The organism is Culturomica sp., from assembly GCF_003524185.1.
Lineage (GTDB): Bacteria > Bacteroidota > Bacteroidia > Bacteroidales > Marinifilaceae > Culturomica > Culturomica massiliensis.
Genome location: NZ_DOED01000037.1, coordinates 22138 through 39242, shown reverse-complemented (window position 1 = coordinate 39242; position 17105 = coordinate 22138). Strand labels below are relative to the sequence as shown.

Annotated in this window: 15 protein-coding genes; 5 read left to right on the top strand and 10 right to left on the bottom strand. The window is 44.5% G+C overall.

Annotation, left to right across the window (positions count from 1 at the left end; translation table 11 throughout):
* Positions 1-38 precede the first annotated feature (38 nt).
* Genes DD657_RS12675 through DD657_RS12660 form a run of 4 tightly spaced genes read right to left on the bottom strand, consistent with a single transcriptional unit; the run spans position 39 to position 3919 of the window.
* Positions 39-2144, bottom strand: coding sequence for a PASTA domain-containing penicillin-binding protein (locus tag DD657_RS12675; RefSeq protein ID WP_021986541.1), 2106 nt, complete (start codon positions 2142-2144; stop codon positions 39-41).
* 4 nt (positions 2145-2148) lie between these two features.
* Positions 2149-2523 carry an FtsL-like putative cell division protein gene (locus DD657_RS12670; protein WP_021986540.1) on the bottom strand — a complete coding sequence of 125 codons (375 nt, stop codon included), beginning with the start codon at positions 2521-2523 and terminating at the stop codon, positions 2149-2151.
* A gap of 16 nt (positions 2524-2539) precedes the next feature.
* Positions 2540-3460: a 16S rRNA (cytosine(1402)-N(4))-methyltransferase RsmH gene (gene rsmH / locus DD657_RS12665; protein ID WP_021986539.1), complete on the bottom strand. Its 921-nt coding sequence runs from the start codon at positions 3458-3460 to the stop codon at positions 2540-2542.
* Between the two features lie 12 nt (positions 3461-3472).
* Positions 3473-3919, bottom strand: a complete 447-nt coding sequence (locus tag DD657_RS12660) for a division/cell wall cluster transcriptional repressor MraZ (protein WP_021986538.1) — start codon at positions 3917-3919, stop codon at positions 3473-3475.
* 472 nt (positions 3920-4391) lie between these two features.
* Here DD657_RS12660 and DD657_RS12655 point away from each other — a divergent pair, with 472 nt between their 5' ends.
* From DD657_RS12655 to DD657_RS12640, 4 genes are all read left to right on the top strand, one after another.
* Positions 4392-4973 carry a hypothetical protein gene (locus DD657_RS12655; protein WP_118773946.1) on the top strand — a complete coding sequence of 194 codons (582 nt, stop codon included), beginning with the start codon at positions 4392-4394 and terminating at the stop codon, positions 4971-4973.
* 9 nt (positions 4974-4982) lie between these two features.
* On the top strand, positions 4983-5432 hold the full coding sequence (gene smpB / locus DD657_RS12650) for an SsrA-binding protein SmpB (protein WP_021986536.1): 450 nt from the start codon (positions 4983-4985) through the stop codon (positions 5430-5432).
* A 110-nt stretch (positions 5433-5542) separates the two neighbouring features.
* Complete coding sequence (locus DD657_RS12645) at positions 5543-6850, top strand: acetyl-CoA hydrolase/transferase family protein (protein ID WP_021986535.1); 1308 nt, start codon at positions 5543-5545, stop codon at positions 6848-6850.
* A 136-nt stretch (positions 6851-6986) separates the two neighbouring features.
* The gene (locus tag DD657_RS12640) at positions 6987-8339 is read left to right on the top strand and encodes a deoxyguanosinetriphosphate triphosphohydrolase (protein ID WP_021986534.1); all 1353 of its coding nucleotides are present in this window, start codon (positions 6987-6989) and stop codon (positions 8337-8339) included.
* Between the two features lie 145 nt (positions 8340-8484).
* On the opposite strand, the gene hypD is transcribed toward DD657_RS12640, so the two are convergent.
* The 3 genes from hypD to DD657_RS12625 all read right to left on the bottom strand — a co-directional run bounded on the left by hypD (position 8485) and on the right by DD657_RS12625 (position 12370).
* Positions 8485-10854 carry a trans-4-hydroxy-L-proline dehydratase gene (hypD, locus tag DD657_RS12635; protein ID WP_287050126.1) on the bottom strand — a complete coding sequence of 790 codons (2370 nt, stop codon included), beginning with the start codon at positions 10852-10854 and terminating at the stop codon, positions 8485-8487.
* 25 nt (positions 10855-10879) lie between these two features.
* A complete protein-coding gene (locus tag DD657_RS12630; RefSeq protein WP_287050124.1) occupies positions 10880-11665 on the bottom strand; it encodes a glycyl-radical enzyme activating protein in 786 nt (261 codons plus the stop codon).
* A gap of 258 nt (positions 11666-11923) precedes the next feature.
* Complete coding sequence (locus DD657_RS12625) at positions 11924-12370, bottom strand: GatB/YqeY domain-containing protein (protein WP_021986531.1); 447 nt, start codon at positions 12368-12370, stop codon at positions 11924-11926.
* Positions 12371-12689: 319 nt separating this feature from the next.
* Here DD657_RS12625 and DD657_RS12620 point away from each other — a divergent pair, with 319 nt between their 5' ends.
* Positions 12690-14018, top strand: coding sequence for an MATE family efflux transporter (locus DD657_RS12620; RefSeq protein ID WP_021986530.1), 1329 nt, complete (start codon positions 12690-12692; stop codon positions 14016-14018).
* A 9-nt stretch (positions 14019-14027) separates the two neighbouring features.
* Here DD657_RS12620 and DD657_RS12615 read toward each other — a convergent pair whose 3' ends face one another.
* From DD657_RS12615 to DD657_RS12605, 3 genes are all read right to left on the bottom strand, one after another.
* Entirely contained in the window at positions 14028-14882 is an 855-nt protein-coding gene (locus tag DD657_RS12615; protein WP_287050120.1) for a type IX secretion system membrane protein PorP/SprF, read from the bottom strand.
* A gap of 68 nt (positions 14883-14950) precedes the next feature.
* Positions 14951-16135, bottom strand: a complete 1185-nt coding sequence (locus tag DD657_RS12610; protein ID WP_021986528.1) for a hypothetical protein — start codon at positions 16133-16135, stop codon at positions 14951-14953.
* A 35-nt stretch (positions 16136-16170) separates the two neighbouring features.
* Complete coding sequence (locus DD657_RS12605) at positions 16171-17091, bottom strand: Calx-beta domain-containing protein (RefSeq protein WP_021986527.1); 921 nt, start codon at positions 17089-17091, stop codon at positions 16171-16173.
* Positions 17092-17105: the final 14 nt, after the last annotated feature.

Sequence of the window (17105 nt, the reverse complement as noted above, 5' to 3'; positions counted from 1 at the left end):
ATACCATTTTTATATATACGGCTTTACCGTACCGTCTTTTATCGCAATACAATCTGTATCCAACTCCCCTCCCGCACTTCCGTACCCGGATTAATCGACTGGCTTTGTACCATTCCGGCACCGCTTACCCCGACTTTTAAACCGGCATTCTCCAACACAAACAAAGCATCCCTCAATCCCATACCTTTTACATTCGGCACCTGAGAGTTAGTGATCCGCCGGGGTTTCAACACCACATGCTCACTTTCTGCACTGGCTGTCAACACCCAATCGTTTTCCTCCACCTCATCCACCCCTTCCAGCTCATAATCCAATTCACCGAAAATCTCCAAAAAATCCCTTTTAAGTCCGTTTTTACATACCGGCAAACCTTTTACCGGCTCCGTCTTCACTTCCCCATATTGCATATAGGCAATCGAATATACCTTATCTGCAATCTCCCGGAAAACCGGACTAGCCACCTGATTCGCATAAAATCCTTTCGAAAGAGAAGGATTATTCACTACAACGACACAAGAATACAAAGGCTCGTCAGCAGGAAAAAAACCGACAAAACTGGCCCTGTATTTCCGTATGCCATACCCCTCTGTTCCCGTTGCAATTCGGGCCGTACCCGTTTTTCCTGCAATCCTGTATTTATCCGTACGGATATTTCGTCCGGTCCCATTCTCAACCACCCCTTCCAACATTTCCCTAATCTTCCTCAATGTGCTCCGGCTGCATATCCGTCCCCCCACTTCTTCCGGATCTATCCGCTCAATCACCTCCCCCCGGTTGCGTATCTCTTTCACAAAACGAGGCCGCATACGCTGTCCGTCATTGGCTATCGCATTGTAAAAAGCCAGCATCTGTAAAGGCGTTATCTTCAATTCATATCCGATGCTCATCCAGGGAAGCGTAAGTCCGCTCCAATCTTTATCTCCCGGATGCTTGATGTAAGGCTCGCCTTCCCCCTTGATCCGAACGCCCAGCTTTTTATCCAGTCCCATTCCGCATAATCGGTTCACAAAACGTTCCGGTTTATCTTTGTAATGATCGAATACCAACCGGGCAATACCGTTAGACGAAATTTCAAAAATATGCTGCACAGAAATTTTGCCCGGCTTCTTATTGTCTGAATCCGTCAGGTAATTTTTATAAAACTGATACCGTCCGGTCCCCCCCAAATCTACCGTATCCTGGGGTTCCACATAGCCATCCTCCAGCAAAGCAATCATTGTCGCTGCTTTGATCACCGATCCCGGTTCTCCTGCATCCCCGACCGCATAATTCATATCTTCCCGGTAACTTCCACTCGCTGTCCGCGTTAAATTTGCTATCGCTTTTACATCCCCGGTTCTCACTTCCATCAAAATAGCTGTACCATTAACCGCCTCAAATTTTTCCAATTGTCTCAGTAAAGCATTCTGAACAATATCCTGATAATCGACATCAATTGTCGTAATCACATCATTCCCGTCCACAGGTTCTTCCACCGTCACCGGCACCCAAGTCCCGGACATCATCTGTTTGATACTCCGGCCGGGTTCCCCCTTCAATTCGTTCTCAAAAGCCCCTTCCAATCCGACACGTCCCTCAAAACTACCGTCCTCCGACTCGTTCAGATAACCGATCGTACGCGTAGCCAGATTAACATGAGGTTGCAAGCGCACACTGCTCATCACCTCAATTAAACCTCCCCGGTTTTTCCCCAGCCGGAAAATCGGAAACTGACGTATTTCCTTTAATTCTGTAAAAGAAACTTTACGACGATTGATCAGAAAATAACGTTTTTTCTGACTTTTGGCTATACCTAATTTTTTCCGGTAAAACGCCGGAGACTCATCTTTAAAAAAACGGGAAAGACACAAAGCCAGACTATCAACTTTCTGTTGAAACACCCCGCTTTCGACAACAGAACCATCAAAACGAAGCTCATAATAAGGCACCGAGCTGGCTAACTTCCGTCCGTCGCTCGCGCAGATATCGCCCCGGTTCGGTGCCACCTCAAAGTCTTTCACCCGAACGGCCACCGACTGCTTACGCCACTTTTCCCCTTCCCACATCTGTACCCGCAAAGCCTGAAATACCACGGCTCCGGCTATTATGATCATCAGTACATATACCAGACCGATACGCCAAACGATTTCACCTTTCATTGACATAGGCCTACCTCCTGTATAATTTTACAGGAGGCTCTTTACTCTCCTGCAAATTAAGACCTTCTTCATTGATCCGCTTTTTCACTTCCGACTGCTTACTTATAAACATCAGTTGTGCAGCAGCAGTAATCGATTCAAAGCGCAGTTCCCGGACCTCCCGTTCCATCGCTACCCTCTTCTTATACAACTTCTCGGCACTGTATCCGTTTGCAATATAAAATATACCCAAAAACGTAAGGAAAAGAATAAAGGCTATATTTTTCCGTATCACTTTATCTGCCAATATACGCCCGTCCAGCAACTCTTTCACTGAGCTGCCCACCGTCTCCTTCAATTCATCTTTCGGAGCAATAAAATCCCTATTTTTACTGAAAAGTCCCATATTACCTCTGCCATCACTAATCCTTCAATTTGTCATCCGATTTAACCGCGATCCGTAATTTAGCGCTCCTTGCCCTCGGATTCGCAGTAATCTCATCCTCCGAAGGCACAATCACTTTCCGGTTCACCAGTTCAAATCCCTTCGTTTCGTGCCCGTATATCATATCTTTTTCGACTTTCCCCTCAATATTTCCCGTCTTAAAAAAATTCTTCACCAACCGGTCTTCCAAGGAATGATAGGTAATCACCACCAGACGTCCGCCCGGCCGCAACACCTCTCCGGCAGCTCCGAGCATTTCTTTCAAAGCATCTAATTCTCCGTTCACTTCGATACGTAAAGCCTGATACACCTTTGCCAGGTATTTTTTCTCCTTCATTTTAGGAATACAGGAAAAAATAGCCTGATAAAAATCCTCAGAAGTCACGATTGCTTTCTCCTGCCGGGCCTTCACAATCGCCCCGACCAACCGGCCGGCATTTTCCACCTCACCGTAATTCCGGAAAATATTCACCAAAACATCATCCGTATAGGTATTCAAGACATCCGAAGCTTTCAGCTTGCTCCGACGATTCATCCGCATATCCAGCTCCGCCTCATAACGAAAAGAAAAACCCCGATCCGCTTCGTCAAACTCATGAGAAGAAACGCCCAAATCCGCCAAAATACCGTCCACCTTTCCGAATCCGTAATAACGCACAAAATTCCGCAGATAACGGAAATTGTGATTGACAAAAATAAAGCGTTCGTCTTCAGGCACATTCACCAAAGCATCCTCATCCTGATCGAAACCCAACAAATGTCCTTGTTGTAAACGGTTCAATATCTCCCTGGAATGCCCCCCTCCTCCGAATGTCAAATCCAGATATACACCCCCCGGACGGATATCCAATCCGTCGACAGACTCCTTCAACAACACCGGTACATGATATTCAGACATAACTCTCTTTTTTCAAATTCCAAAAACCTGTTGTGTCAATCCGGCAAACTCTTCCGGATCTATTGCAGATTGCCGGTAAGCCTGTTCGCTCCAGATTTCAATTTTCGCATCCTGTCCGGCCAGCACAAGCTCCCTATCCACCCCGATCTCCTCCAGCAAACGTTTCGGCAACAAAATCCGGCCGTTTCCGTCCATCTCAACCTCCAAAGTCCCCCGGTACCATCCCCGCAAAAAAGCAGCGTGATTCCGGTCAAACGGATTCAATTTCCCCCTTACACCTGCCATCAAAGCCTCCCACTCCGAATAAGGATACATATCGACACAAGTTTCGAATATATTCTTACGTAAGACAAAAACCGACTGTTGCGATACCTGCATAACCTTCCGAAAAGAAGCCGGTACCACAACCCGTCCCTTGCCATCTGCCTTACATGAATAATCTCCGATAAACGATAACATGCCAACTCAGATTTTAATTGTAGATTTCAAATTTTAAACCAGACAAACCCGATAACGAATTTATTCCATCGATTTAAACATATCATCTAAAACTCACGATTCAATTGCATTCTTTACTATCTGATCCAATGCACATTGAATACAAATACCAAATTTTAAAAGGCAATTCTTTCAAAAGGTAAAAGTAAAAAAAAAATCCCACTTTAAACCACTTTCACCCACTTTTTGTAAAAAATATTCAATATATATCAAAATTCCAGTATCCACAGGTATTTGCGAAAAGTGCAACCGGTATCACCGCGTCGAAAAATCCCAGTATCTCATTCTAAACTTTACAAATCGATCCGTAAACAGGTTATTTTAGAACCGTCAAAGATCATTCTTCCGGGTCTGGAATTTTCATATTTTCATAATTCTGCAAAAATGGGAACGAATGATCTTATTTTATCTTTAAATTTGGTATTTTTGCGGTATGATAAATAAAGATGATCTCAAAAAATATTACGCAAGAACCCGGCAACTGATCCTGAATCCCAAACGGGAATGGAGCCTTATCGACAATGAACACGATTCGCCGCTCCAATTGTTTTCCAATTACCTGATTCCACTGGCTATCATGGCCTCTATCGTTGTTTTATTACTCGGTCTTTTGCATTACAACGGATTACATACATTGCTGTATACACTGATCAACTTTATATCAATAACACTGGGAACTTATCTGACTTTTATCATCACGCGGGAATACCTGACCGGTAAGCTTCCGGATGCCGAAGGCACAGCTTTGCATTTGTCCGTTTACAGTGCGGCAGTTTTTACCTTGTTCCACAGTCTTTCTGTTGCATTAGTCAGCGGTTTCTGGAGTCAATTATTAGGGTTGATCAGCCTGATATTTTTACGCACCCTACACGCCGGTATTTCGGGGATTACCAAACTGGAAACCGGCCAAAAAACCAGTATGCTGATTATCATGGCCTTGTCTATCATATGTATTCCGGTCATTTGTAAGAGATTGTTAATGATTTTATTTCACATACCCGTTTTTAACTTGTAAGCCCATATCATGAGTAACGATATCAACATTCGCAACAAACGTGCTTCTTTCGATTACGAGTTTATTGAAGAATACAATGCCGGAATGATTCTGACCGGCACAGAAATAAAATCCATACGTGCCGGAAAAGCCAGCCTTGTCGATTCCTATTGTTATTTCGACCGGGGTGAACTTTGGGTAAAAGGCATTCACATTGCGGAATACCGTTTAGGTACTTACTACAATCACGATGAAAAACGGGAACGGAAACTTCTGCTCACCCGGAAAGAACTCCGTAAACTGGAACGTAAAATCAAGGAAAGCGGTCTTACGATCATTCCGGTCAAACTGTTCCTGACAGACAAAGGCTGGGCAAAATTACGCATCGCCCTGGCACGCGGTAAAAAAGAATACGACAAACGGGAATCGCTCAAGCTCAAAGATGCCAAGCGGGATATGGACCGTGTACGCAAATTCTGATCATTTATCCGGGTGATTTTAATTCCCTCTTTTTCTTTTCATTTTTTAGTTTTCTTACTACCTTCGCATTCGTTTGAAAACGCTAGGAATTTAATCAAAATATCAGTATCATGTATCAAGGAATAAAAACAGTATCATTCGAAGAAGCTGTAAAAGTGGTGAAATCCGGCGACCGGATTCATATCCACAGCGTCGCCTGTGCACCGCAGGGATTAATTCAGGCTCTTTGTGCCCGGGGACGTGCCGGAGAACTGAAAGACATAAAATTACAACACCTCCACACGGAAGGATGTGCTCCCTATGCAGAACAGGAATTTGAAGGCGTATTTTTCCTGGAATCGTTTTTCGTAGGTCATAACGTACGCAAAGCGACACAGGAAGGTTGGGCCGACTACATTCCGGTTCATCTGAGCGAAACTCAAAAATTGATCCGCATGGGGATTACCCCCGTAGACGTTGCCATGATCCAGGTTTGTCCTCCGGACAAGCACGGCTACGTATCTATGGGTACTTCCGTAGATGCAACCCTGGCTGCCGTACAAACGGCTAAAACGGTTATTGCCGTCATCAACCCGAACGTTCCGCGTGCCTGGGGAGATGCTATCATAAAATTATCGGATATCGACATTTTCTGTGAAGACGACACCCCGCTGATCGAAGCCAAACCGGCTCAACCCTCCGAACAAGACATCAAAATCGGTAAAAACTGTGCCGGTTTGATCGAAGACGGTGCCTGTCTGCAAATGGGTATCGGAGCCATTCCGAACGCCGTATTATCCCAATTGGGTAACCACAAAAATCTGGGAATCCACACCGAAATGTTCGCTGACGGAGTTCTTCCGCTTTACTACAAAGGCGTTATCAACAACCTGAATAAAAAATACGACAAAGGGAAGATTGTTTCTACCTTTCTGATGGGTTCCAAAGAAGTATACGATTTTATCGATGACAATCCGGCCGTAGCCATGATGGATGTCGGTTACACCAACGATCCCTGTATCATTGCCCAACAGCCGAAACTGACAGCTATCAATTCGGCACTGTCCATCGACCTTACCGGTCAGGTAAATGCAGACTCTCTGGGTTGCAAGTTTTACAGCGGTTGCGGCGGTCAATTGGATTTCATCCGCGGAGCGGCTGCCAGTGAAGGAGGCAAACCGATCATCGCCATGCCGGCTGTAACGGCCAAAGGAGTCAGCAAAATCAGCCCGACTTTACTGAACGGAGCAGGTGTTGTAACCACCCGTTTTGATGTTCACTATGTCGTTACGGAATTCGGTGTTGCAGACCTCTACGGTAAAACCTTACAGGAACGTGCAAAAGCATTGATTGCTATTGCAGCTCCCCAACATCAGGAAGAATTGGACAAAGCTGCATTCGAACGTTTCGGCAGCCATTTCCATTTTGTAAAAAAATAAATCCGGCAGAAAGAGGAGCTTTTTCAGCTCCTCTTTTTCTTTCCTTCCCTCTCCGATTATCCTTCCCTTTGACTTTCGACATTTTAATCGTACCTTCGCCCATCGTTAAAGAAAACCGTTTTATTTTTACAGCCTTATGATGGATTGGAATACACTTTTATCTGCACATCGCTACCACCCGGGAAGCCCCGCTTCTTTATTTCACTCTCACGACCGTTCACAGTTCCAACGCGATTACGACCGGTTGATTTTTTCTTCCCCTTTCCGGCGTTTGCAGAATAAAACACAGGTATTTCCTTTGCCCGGAAATATTTTTGTCCACAACCGCCTTACACATAGTCTGGAAGTGGCCAGCGTAGGACGGTCACTGGGCAATAAAATCGCCCAATTCATCAAACAACAAAATGTGCCAATAGACAATCCTGAACTACTGGAAGAAATCGGTACGATTGTCAGTAGCGCTTGTCTGGCGCACGACTTAGGCAATCCTCCTTTCGGACATTCGGGCGAAGAAGCTATTTCCTATTTTTTCAGCGAAGGAGAAGGCATGTATTTTAAAAAGCTATTATCGGATGAAGAGTGGGCCGATCTCAGTCATTTCGAAGGCAATGCCAATGCTTTCCGCCTGTTGACACACAGTTTCAACGGAAGACGTCCGGGAGGATATACCATGACTTATACAACCCTGGCTTCCATCGTCAAATATCCTTTCGAATCCAAAGCCTCCGCCAAAGGCTATAAATACGGTTTTTTCCAAAGTGAGAAAGAAATCTTTCAGCAGGTGGCCGAAGAATTGGGCATTCGCCGGATAAGTGAAAATCCGTTGCAATATGTCCGTCACCCCCTTGTATTTCTGGTAGAGGCTGCCGACGACATTTGCTACCAAATCATGGATATCGAAGACTCACATAAAATGCGGATACTCTCTTACGATGAAACGACAAATATCCTGGAAAATTTTTATGACAAAAACGAAGACAAAGAAGACCTGAAAATCATTGCCCGGACTTTTAAAGTGGTAACTGACAAAAACGAACGCATCGCCTTCCTCCGTGCCGGCATTATCAACAAGCTGATCAACGCCTGTGCCGATATCTTCTGCCAAAACTACGAAACCATTATGATGGGGGAATTCAAGAGCAGTTTAATCAAAAACCTGACGGGCACCAACAAAATGGCTTACGACAAGTGTACAGAACTGGCTTACAGTCGGATATACCACACCAATATCGTCACACAGATTCAAATAGCCGGTTTCAAAATCCTCGGAACGATCCTGAAAGAATATACGGATGCCGTTCTCAAACCGGAAACCTATTACGCCCGCAACATCTTATCCGTTATGCCGGAACAATACCAAGTCAGTAAAGACGACTCGATGTACACCAAAATACAAACGGTCGTCGATTACGTATCCGGTATGACCGATTCTTATGCATTGAATCTTTACCGGAAAATCAAAGGAATCGAGTTACCGGAATTAAAATAAAAACAGTCAGTTGTAAAATAACTGTAATATGAGGGAAAAAGCCGGCAAGAAAATGAGGTATCCTGTTTTAAAATAACCTATTCTGCCACAATTGCGGCAAAATAGGTTATCAACATCCCAAGCTTTAAAAGCTATAGACAAACCGCTACAATTCAGTTTGCTCGGTACGGCAAATAATCTCGTTCTGCAAATCCTCACCCAGATCATTGAAATAGTCGCTGTATCCGGCAACCCTTACAATCAAATCCTTATAGTTTTCAGGATGCTTCTGAGCATCCCGCAATGTATCAGCATTGACAACATTAAACTGAATGTGATGTCCGTCCATACGGAAATACGCACGGATCAAATGTACCAGATTTGTAGCCCCTTGTTCCGTTGCCAGTAAGGAAGGTGTAAATTTCTGATTCAACAACGTCCCCCCCGTCTTGATATGATCGATCTTAGCGGCGGATTTAATCACAGCCGTCGGTCCTTTGGTATCGGCTCCCTGTACCGGAGATATTCCTTCTGACAAGGGTTTGCCGGCATTACGCCCGTCCGGTGTAGCCCCCGTCACACTTCCGAAATAAACGTGGCAGGTTGTCGGTAACATATTTACTCGATAATTAGCCCCCCTCGGAGACTTATGCCCGTTTAACACATCGTAGTATAAATCGAAAACTTCTACTTCCTGTTTATCGGCATAATCATCGTCATTTCCATACTTCGGGGTTTTGTATACAAATTGATACTGCAACTCTTCATATCCCTTAAAATCTGCAGCAAGAGCCGCAGCCATCTGTTCCACACCGACGTCCTTCTTATCATAAACATGATACCGCAAAGAAGTCAGCATATCCGTAATGCTTCCCAGACCAACGCCCTGAACATAACTGGAATTATAACGGGCACCGCCGCACATATAATCCTTACCGTTCTTAATACAATCTTCAATCAGGACAGACAAGAAAGGCACCGGCATATGGCGCATAAAAATCCGTTCGATAATATTATTCCCGATCAGTTTAATACGCATAAAATGTGTCACCTGAGCCCGGAAAGCAGCGAACAACTCTTCATAAGTCGTATAATCAACCAAACAACCGGTTTTCAAACCGAGTTGCTTGCCCGTACGTTTATCAAATCCGTTATTCAATGTCAATTCCAATATTTTCGGCAGGTTAAAATATCCGGTAAGGATGTAAGCCTCTGTTCCGAAAGCTCCGGTTTCCACACAACCGGAACAACCGCCGTTACGGGCATCTACAACATCTTTTCCAGCCCGGAGCATTTCCTGTACCAACGCATCCGTATTGAAAACCGAAGGCTGACCGAATCCGGTTTTAATAATCTCAACGGCGGCCCGGATAAACTGATCGGGATTCTTCTTGCTGACCTGAATCATCGAACTAGGCTGCAAAATACGCATCTCCCGGATAACATCCAGCAAAATATAAGACATTTCATTTACACCGTCACTACCGTCTTCCTTTACTCCTCCGACATTGATCAGCGAAAAATCGGTATATGTGTTACTTTCCTCTGCGGTAACCCCCACTTTAGGAGGAGAAGGATGGTTATTAAACTTTACCCAGAACGACTCCAACACTTCGTATATATCTTCCTTCGTCGCAGATCCTTCCCGCATCTGTTTTTCATACAACGGATAAAGACTCTGATCCAGACGTCCCGGATTAAAAGAATCCCAAGGATTCAACTCTGTAACGACCCCCAGATGGATAAACCAATAATGTTGGAGAGCTTCCTGCACAGTACGCGGAGCATGTGCCGGCACCCAGCGACAAACCTCTGCCATCTGTTTTAACTCAGACTTACGCTTCGGATCGGCTTCTGCCGCTGCCAACTCTTCCAGCTTATCGGCATGTCGGCCTGCATACATAATCATGGCATCACAAACAATTTCCATGGCTCGCAATTCGTCGTGCTTATCCACACCTTCCGGATCGTCCAGCATATCCAATTCAGCCATTGCTTCCTCAATTTCCCGTTTCAGATCGAGCAAACCCGTACGGAACATTTTCTTACCCAATACGGTATGTCCCGGCGCCCGCTGTTCCTGAAATTCGGTAAAGATACCGGCAGCGTATGCCTCCTTCCATTCTTCCGGTAAACTTTTGAAAATTCTGTCCCGGTTGGATTTACCCGTCCAATAAGGAATAATCACATCCCGATAAGCCTTACGGGTCTCCTCGTCCGATTTAAAAGACACTTTTGCCCGGTCATTCAATATCTCAAGGTCTTTTATCGAATGCACACATATTTCCGGATAAGTAGGGGTTGCTTTAGGCGCCGGTCCCCTTTCTCCGACAATCAATTCCCCTTCGTTAATACAGATGTATTTGTGTTCCAAAATATAACGGAACGACATTGCCCGCTGAACCGGTACCGGTTCGGCATCGGCCACACCCGATTTATAAAATTCCGTAATCAATAATGCACGTTCGGCCGAAATACGATTCACGGCATTCAGACTCTGTTCACGCAGTCTTTTAATTCTTTCACTCAGTTGCATAGTTATAAAGTTTATAGTTTTTACATTACAATATCGTATAGTTGTTTCGGCGGAAACACTCTTTTATCTCACAAAGATCCTTTTCCGTCATACTAGCCAGATCTCCCATCTCATAGGTCATCCCCAAACGACGATACTTATCGGCCCCCGTCCGGTGATAAGGCAAAAACTCCACTTCACGCAAAGCCGGCCATTGTTTTAGACAATCCAATAAAGCCTGTTGCCCGTCAGGGGTGTTGTTTACTCCGGGAATAACGGGAATCCGTATGATAACCCGATTACCGTACCCGGCTATACATCCCAAATTCTCCAGCACCTGATGAAATCCCCGACCGACAAACTCCGTAAATTTAGCCTCCTCCGCTGTCTTCATATCATACAGAAACAAATCGGTATACCGGCAGATTTCTTCCAACATTTCACAGGAAACAGCTCCGGCCGTATCTATACAAGTACTGATCTTATGAGCTTTACACAGCTTAAGTATCTCAAGTAAAAAAGGAGCCTGCAACAAAGGTTCTCCACCCGAAAAGGTCACGCCTCCACCCGATTCTTCAAAAAACACCTGGTCTTTTAATATCTCTGACATCAATTCCTCGGTCGTAACACTGTACCCTACCGTACTCTCCTCCCGGAACTCCTTATCTCCCAGCCGGTGAACCTGTAACATAACCGTCGGTTGCAAAGACTGACTTTCCGGATTATGACACCAACGACAATGCAAATTACATCCTTTCAGAAATACAGTTGTCCGTATTCCCGGGCCATCATGAATTGCATAGCGCTTAATATCGAAAATATTTCCACGCATAACAGTAAAAAATAAATAAATTCGGATTATTATTTCCGGAAAGTATCATTCGTTTCCGGAATCACACACAGAAAAGTATAAAGTGCTAACAAATCCAGCACTCATAAAGTCCCTTATAGGAACGGTTCTGTAAAATACGATATATATCCGGTGCAATTAACATGCAGCCAAGATATGCAATCGTTTGATATAAAACAAGGTTTTAGGAAAAAATTTCTTTAAAAGAAACGAGCCGGAATTAAATTCCGGCCTTGTTCCTTATCCCAGTAATTCTTTTACTTTAGCAGAAATCGCTTTACCATCGGCCTTCCCCGACAATTGCTTCGTCGCAACCCCCATCACCTTACCCATATCTTTGGGAGAGGTTGCTCCGACAGAAGCGATGATCGCTTTTAAAGCATCCGTCAATTCCGCTTCCGACATCTGTTTCGGTAAAAACGAACTCAATACTTCAAGCTGTCCGCTTTCCTCTTCATACAAATCGGTACGCCCCTGCTGCTTATATATTTCAGCAGCATCCATACTCTGCTTTGCCAGTTTCTGAATGATTTTAATACATTCGGCATCGTCTATGCCATCTGCACCCGGACGGGTTTTGGCTTCCAATATCACTTTTTTGATATTCCGCAAGGCTTCCAGGCGAATTTTTTCTTTCGCTTTCATGGCATTTTTAATGCCTTCGTTTACTTGTTCTTCTATCGTCATAATAAATTGTATTAAGTATTTTTATTCGAATAACCGCTAATACATAGGTGCATTTTAAAACTTCCTTTCGAAAAAGCAATGCCACTAAAATCCAAATACAGGATTTAGCTGCCAATTTTAAACCGGTGAAGTAAATCCATTGTCTGCTCTATTGCCTCTAAAAGGTTCAATTCATCCTACCTTCCCGCTTATATCCATCCGGTATTTCTCCCGTTCCAATTGACGAAATTAATATTTTCAAACGAATCTTTTGATGAAAGGGATTTAAAAAACATATCGACACGCTTTTTTCTTACCTTTGCGAAGCAATCTGGAATATATGACTTCGATTAAAAACAAAACCATCTGGACCATTGCTTATCCGATCATTTTCGGTAATCTGGCACAAACTTTAATTGCATTGACGGACACGGCATTTTTAGGACGCTTAAGTCCCATTGCCTTAGGCGCCTCAATGATGGCAGGAATATATTATTACGTCTATTCAACCTTGGCCTGGGGATTCAGTATCGGTATACAAATCATCGTAGCCCGCCGTCTGGGAGAGAACAAATTAAACCGTATCGGAGTTATCTTCGAGCACGGCCTGGTATTTGTGCTGTTCTTATCCTCCGGATTGTTTCTAATCCAGCATTACTTTACCGACAGCATACTTCACAACATCATTCAATCGCCCAACATATATAATTCGGCAATGGACTACATGAATTACCGGCATTACGGTATTGTCTTCGTCTGTTTCAATTTTCTTTTCAGGGCTTTATACATCGGACTTTCCAATACAAAAGTAATCAGTTTTTCCACGCTATTGATGGCCATCGTCAATATCGTACTCGATTATGTCCTGATATTCGGCAAATGGGGATTCCCCAATATGGGAGTCGGTGGAGCAGCATTGGCTTCTGTCTGTGCCGAAATCTCCGCACTTCTCTTCTTCATCGGCTATACACTCGTAAAATTACCGTTGAAAACATATGCCTTATTCTATTTTCACAAACTCGAAGGCTGGTTGATGAAATCTATTCTCCGGCTGGCATTTCCGACTATGCTGCAAAAATTATTTTCTTTCGGAACCTGGTTTATCTTTTTTGCACTTGTCGAGCACATGGGAGAAGGGCCGATCGCCGTATCCGGAATCATTCGGAGCGTTTATATGTTGATTATGATACCGGTATTCGCATTCGGAGCTACGGCAAATACGCTTACGAGCCGCCTCATCGGTGCCGGTAAGCAAAACGAAGTTATCCCGACGATACTCAAAACAATCGGTCAGGGCATGCTGGCCATCCTGCCGATACTACTTTGTTGTTTATTCTTTCCCTCTTTTATATTGTCTGTCTACACAAACGATACGACTTTGGCTGCGGAATCGGTTTCTTCACTTTTCGTTGTTTGCTGTGCAGCAATCACGATGAGTATCGGGATGCCTATGTTTGAAGGCGTCTCCGGCACCGGCAACACCACCAAAGCCTTGTTGCTCGAATTTGTCGTATTGGCAGCCTATACCTTCTCGGTTTGGTTTTTCGCCTCTTATATCAATGCCCGGGTAGAATGGGTCTGGAGCAGCGAATTTATTTACGGTGTATTTATCGGTTTGGTCTCCTACCTATACCTGAAATTCGCACACTGGCAAAAGAAGAAAATTTAAAACATCTGCTTATTTCTTCCGATATAAACCTCCGGAATTGAATTTCAGGGATACTTCATGCGAGGCTCCGAACACATTGGCATCCGTTCCGGTCGATGGTTCATAACAATAAGTAACGGCCAGACAGTCCAGTAACCGCATTTCTCCCTGTACGCCTATTGCCTGTTCTTTCCGCCAAATCAAACCGATTCCGGCCATATTCCGGTAATAGGCAAAAACGCCTAAATCCAGATCACTGTCCCAATCGCTATCGTACACATATAACGCTCTCGGCAAAATATCCCAACGGGATCCCATTCCAATCCGGTATTCCCCATACAAACTTATCCTGGAATACATCCCGGCACCTCCGTCCCGGCACACTCCCCGGTAGCCTGCTCCCAAAGACAATTCCCGGTAATTCCAGGCAACACCTCCGGCAACATAAAACCATTCTTTATTAAAATCTTCCGGCTTTGCACTTCCCAGATTCTCCGGCCAATCGTAACGCACCAATTGCATCCCCGCAGTAAGTCCGAGAGAAAGACGGGAATTTTCCGACAGAGCAAATCCCCGGTCTCCGGTCAATCCGAACTGATAATCTTTCCGGTACCCCGATTTACTATATCCCCCGTTGACACCCGTCCCCCATTTTCCGGGAGTCCACAGCTTGTGTAGCGAAATACCCATATATTGAGGAGATTCTTCCAGTTTTCCCCATTGATGCCGATACCACAAAGCGGCTGACACACCGGTTTCCCGGTTATAATAAGCAGGATTGATAATTTCCGGACTGGACAATGCCCTTACCGGCACAACATCTTGAGCCATTCCTCCCGTCACCATACCCCAACAACAAAATACACCCCATAATTTCTTCCACATAACCAACATTGATTTACATTTTAAAATACGGGAAGTCCCCCGGTCAGGGACCTCCCGCCTATTATTTGTCATTCACGTCCTAACGTTATCGTCGTCCAGAAATTGACGGCATCACTGGGGTCTGCCAGTTCGATGTATAAAGGTACATTATCATCCGAAGAAGCGAAAGCATCGCTCAAAACAGTCAGCACCACTTGTGCATCCCGGGAGCCTTGCTGCACTGTCATCTGATAAGGCGCATCCATTTGGAAATGAATTCCCAACTTAGCCATATACTGGTTTAAATTCAAAGGAATCGTCATATTTCTGGCAGCGGCCTTATCCAATACATTGGGAATGGTTATTGTAAACTCTTTGTTTCCTTCTCCGGCAGCCAACAAAGCCTCGTATTCGGCATTCGGGTCCAGTGTCATCACATAATCCGGACTACGCCCTATTTTCAGCCAGGTTTCTTTCCAGGCCGGATCATACTCAAAAAGCTGAGAGGGATTTTTACCTTCCTCCGTCAACGTCAGTTTTACCCGCTCAAAACCGACCTGTGGGAATAAATCACCCCTTACCTCGACTTCAATAGATGCTGAACGTTCTCCGGCTGGTACGAAAAAGGCATGTCCGTATTCCCCCAGTATCTTGAAATCCGTACCTTCTACCAAATCCGTTTCCAACTTGAAAGGTACGACCAAATCCTGCACGGCAGCCTTTGTCATCGACAATAAAGCCAGTGAAACCTTTTTGGGAGCCGTCGCATCGAAATCCAACATCACCTCTCCCACTCCTTGCGGATCACACCAGGGAATCGGTAAAGCGGCCTTACTCACATTCATCTGATAAGAAGCACAGATAGTATTCAAATCAATATCATCGGCTTCCTGCAATTTAGCCGTCACCGTCAAACTTTTTCCGGCCGGCACTTTACTCCAATCTATGCTGAACAATTCGGGAGTAATTTTTTCACTCCCTTTAAAAGCCACTTCGTTTTTCAGTATACCGATAGCAGAACTCAACTCTGCCGGTTCAATGCTTACATCCAGTTTTACCGTAAGGTTCTGTCCGGCCTTCATCCGGTTCATTTGCATCGGAACAGCTACGTTTTCAGCATCACTGATAAAATAATCCGCACTTTGATCCGATGTTTTCTCCAAAAAACCGCCCCTCGGCAATTTCGGTATATACTCATAATCGTTATCATCGTCACAGGCCGATAATCCACAGACGATACCGACGATTAACAAACCATATTTCAATCTATTCATAACTTTCAAAATTTAAAGTTTTACATTACATCCGGTCAGTCTCCAAAATTAAACGCTACCCGGAATGCATACGACCTCGCCCAATCCGGATTTGCCATATAATAGGTAAACTCTAAAGTCTTATCACATGTGGAAATAGCTATCGGCTGATTAACGGCAGCCTGTATCCAATACTCATCACCCGTCGTATCTCCGTCCCAATATACGGTTACCGAAAGCTGTTCTTCCCAGGACATCGTCGGCTTGGCCGGATTCGTAAAGTCGATAACAACTTCTACTTCATTATATTCAGCCTGATCGGCAGTTCCCAGCCATGCATTATAAGCATATTCCAACTGAACGGCAAAAAATATTCCGCTTACATGATATTTGATTTTACCCGGAGCAAGCTCCTCTATCGGCGTAAATGTCGCAGGAAATTCAACCTTATCCCACCAGGGTGTCGTCTCTTTTCCTTTCACTTTACCGGAGAATAGGTTCAATTCCAACGGGCAATCGTCATCTTTTACGATCAGAGTACAAGCATCCCGCTTGCTTCCGGTACCCGGTTGTCCGATCTGTATATCGGCATCGTTCGACGTCAATGTAAATACAATCTGCTGATCGCCGTTTATATCGAGGTTATCATGCAGTTGAACCCGTATGTACTGCGTAAGCTCTCCCGGAGCGAAAGTCAGAGTCTGAGACTCGTTCAGCAATTCGTAATCCTCACCGGCAATCAGGCTCCCGGCATTAATCGTAAAATCCACCTTTACCGGCGTATTTCTTACGGTACTAACCAATTGCACCGGGATCTCAACCGGGTCCGGCTCGCTTTCAACAGCTGTCAGCTCTCCCGATTGAAAAGCAAGAAACCAAGGTCCTTCGTACAAGTGTTCCAATTTACTTTTTTCACAGGAAAACAAAATCCCGGCCAAAGCAAAAATCCAACCTATATTAATTAAAATCTTTTTCATAAACATTCGTTTTA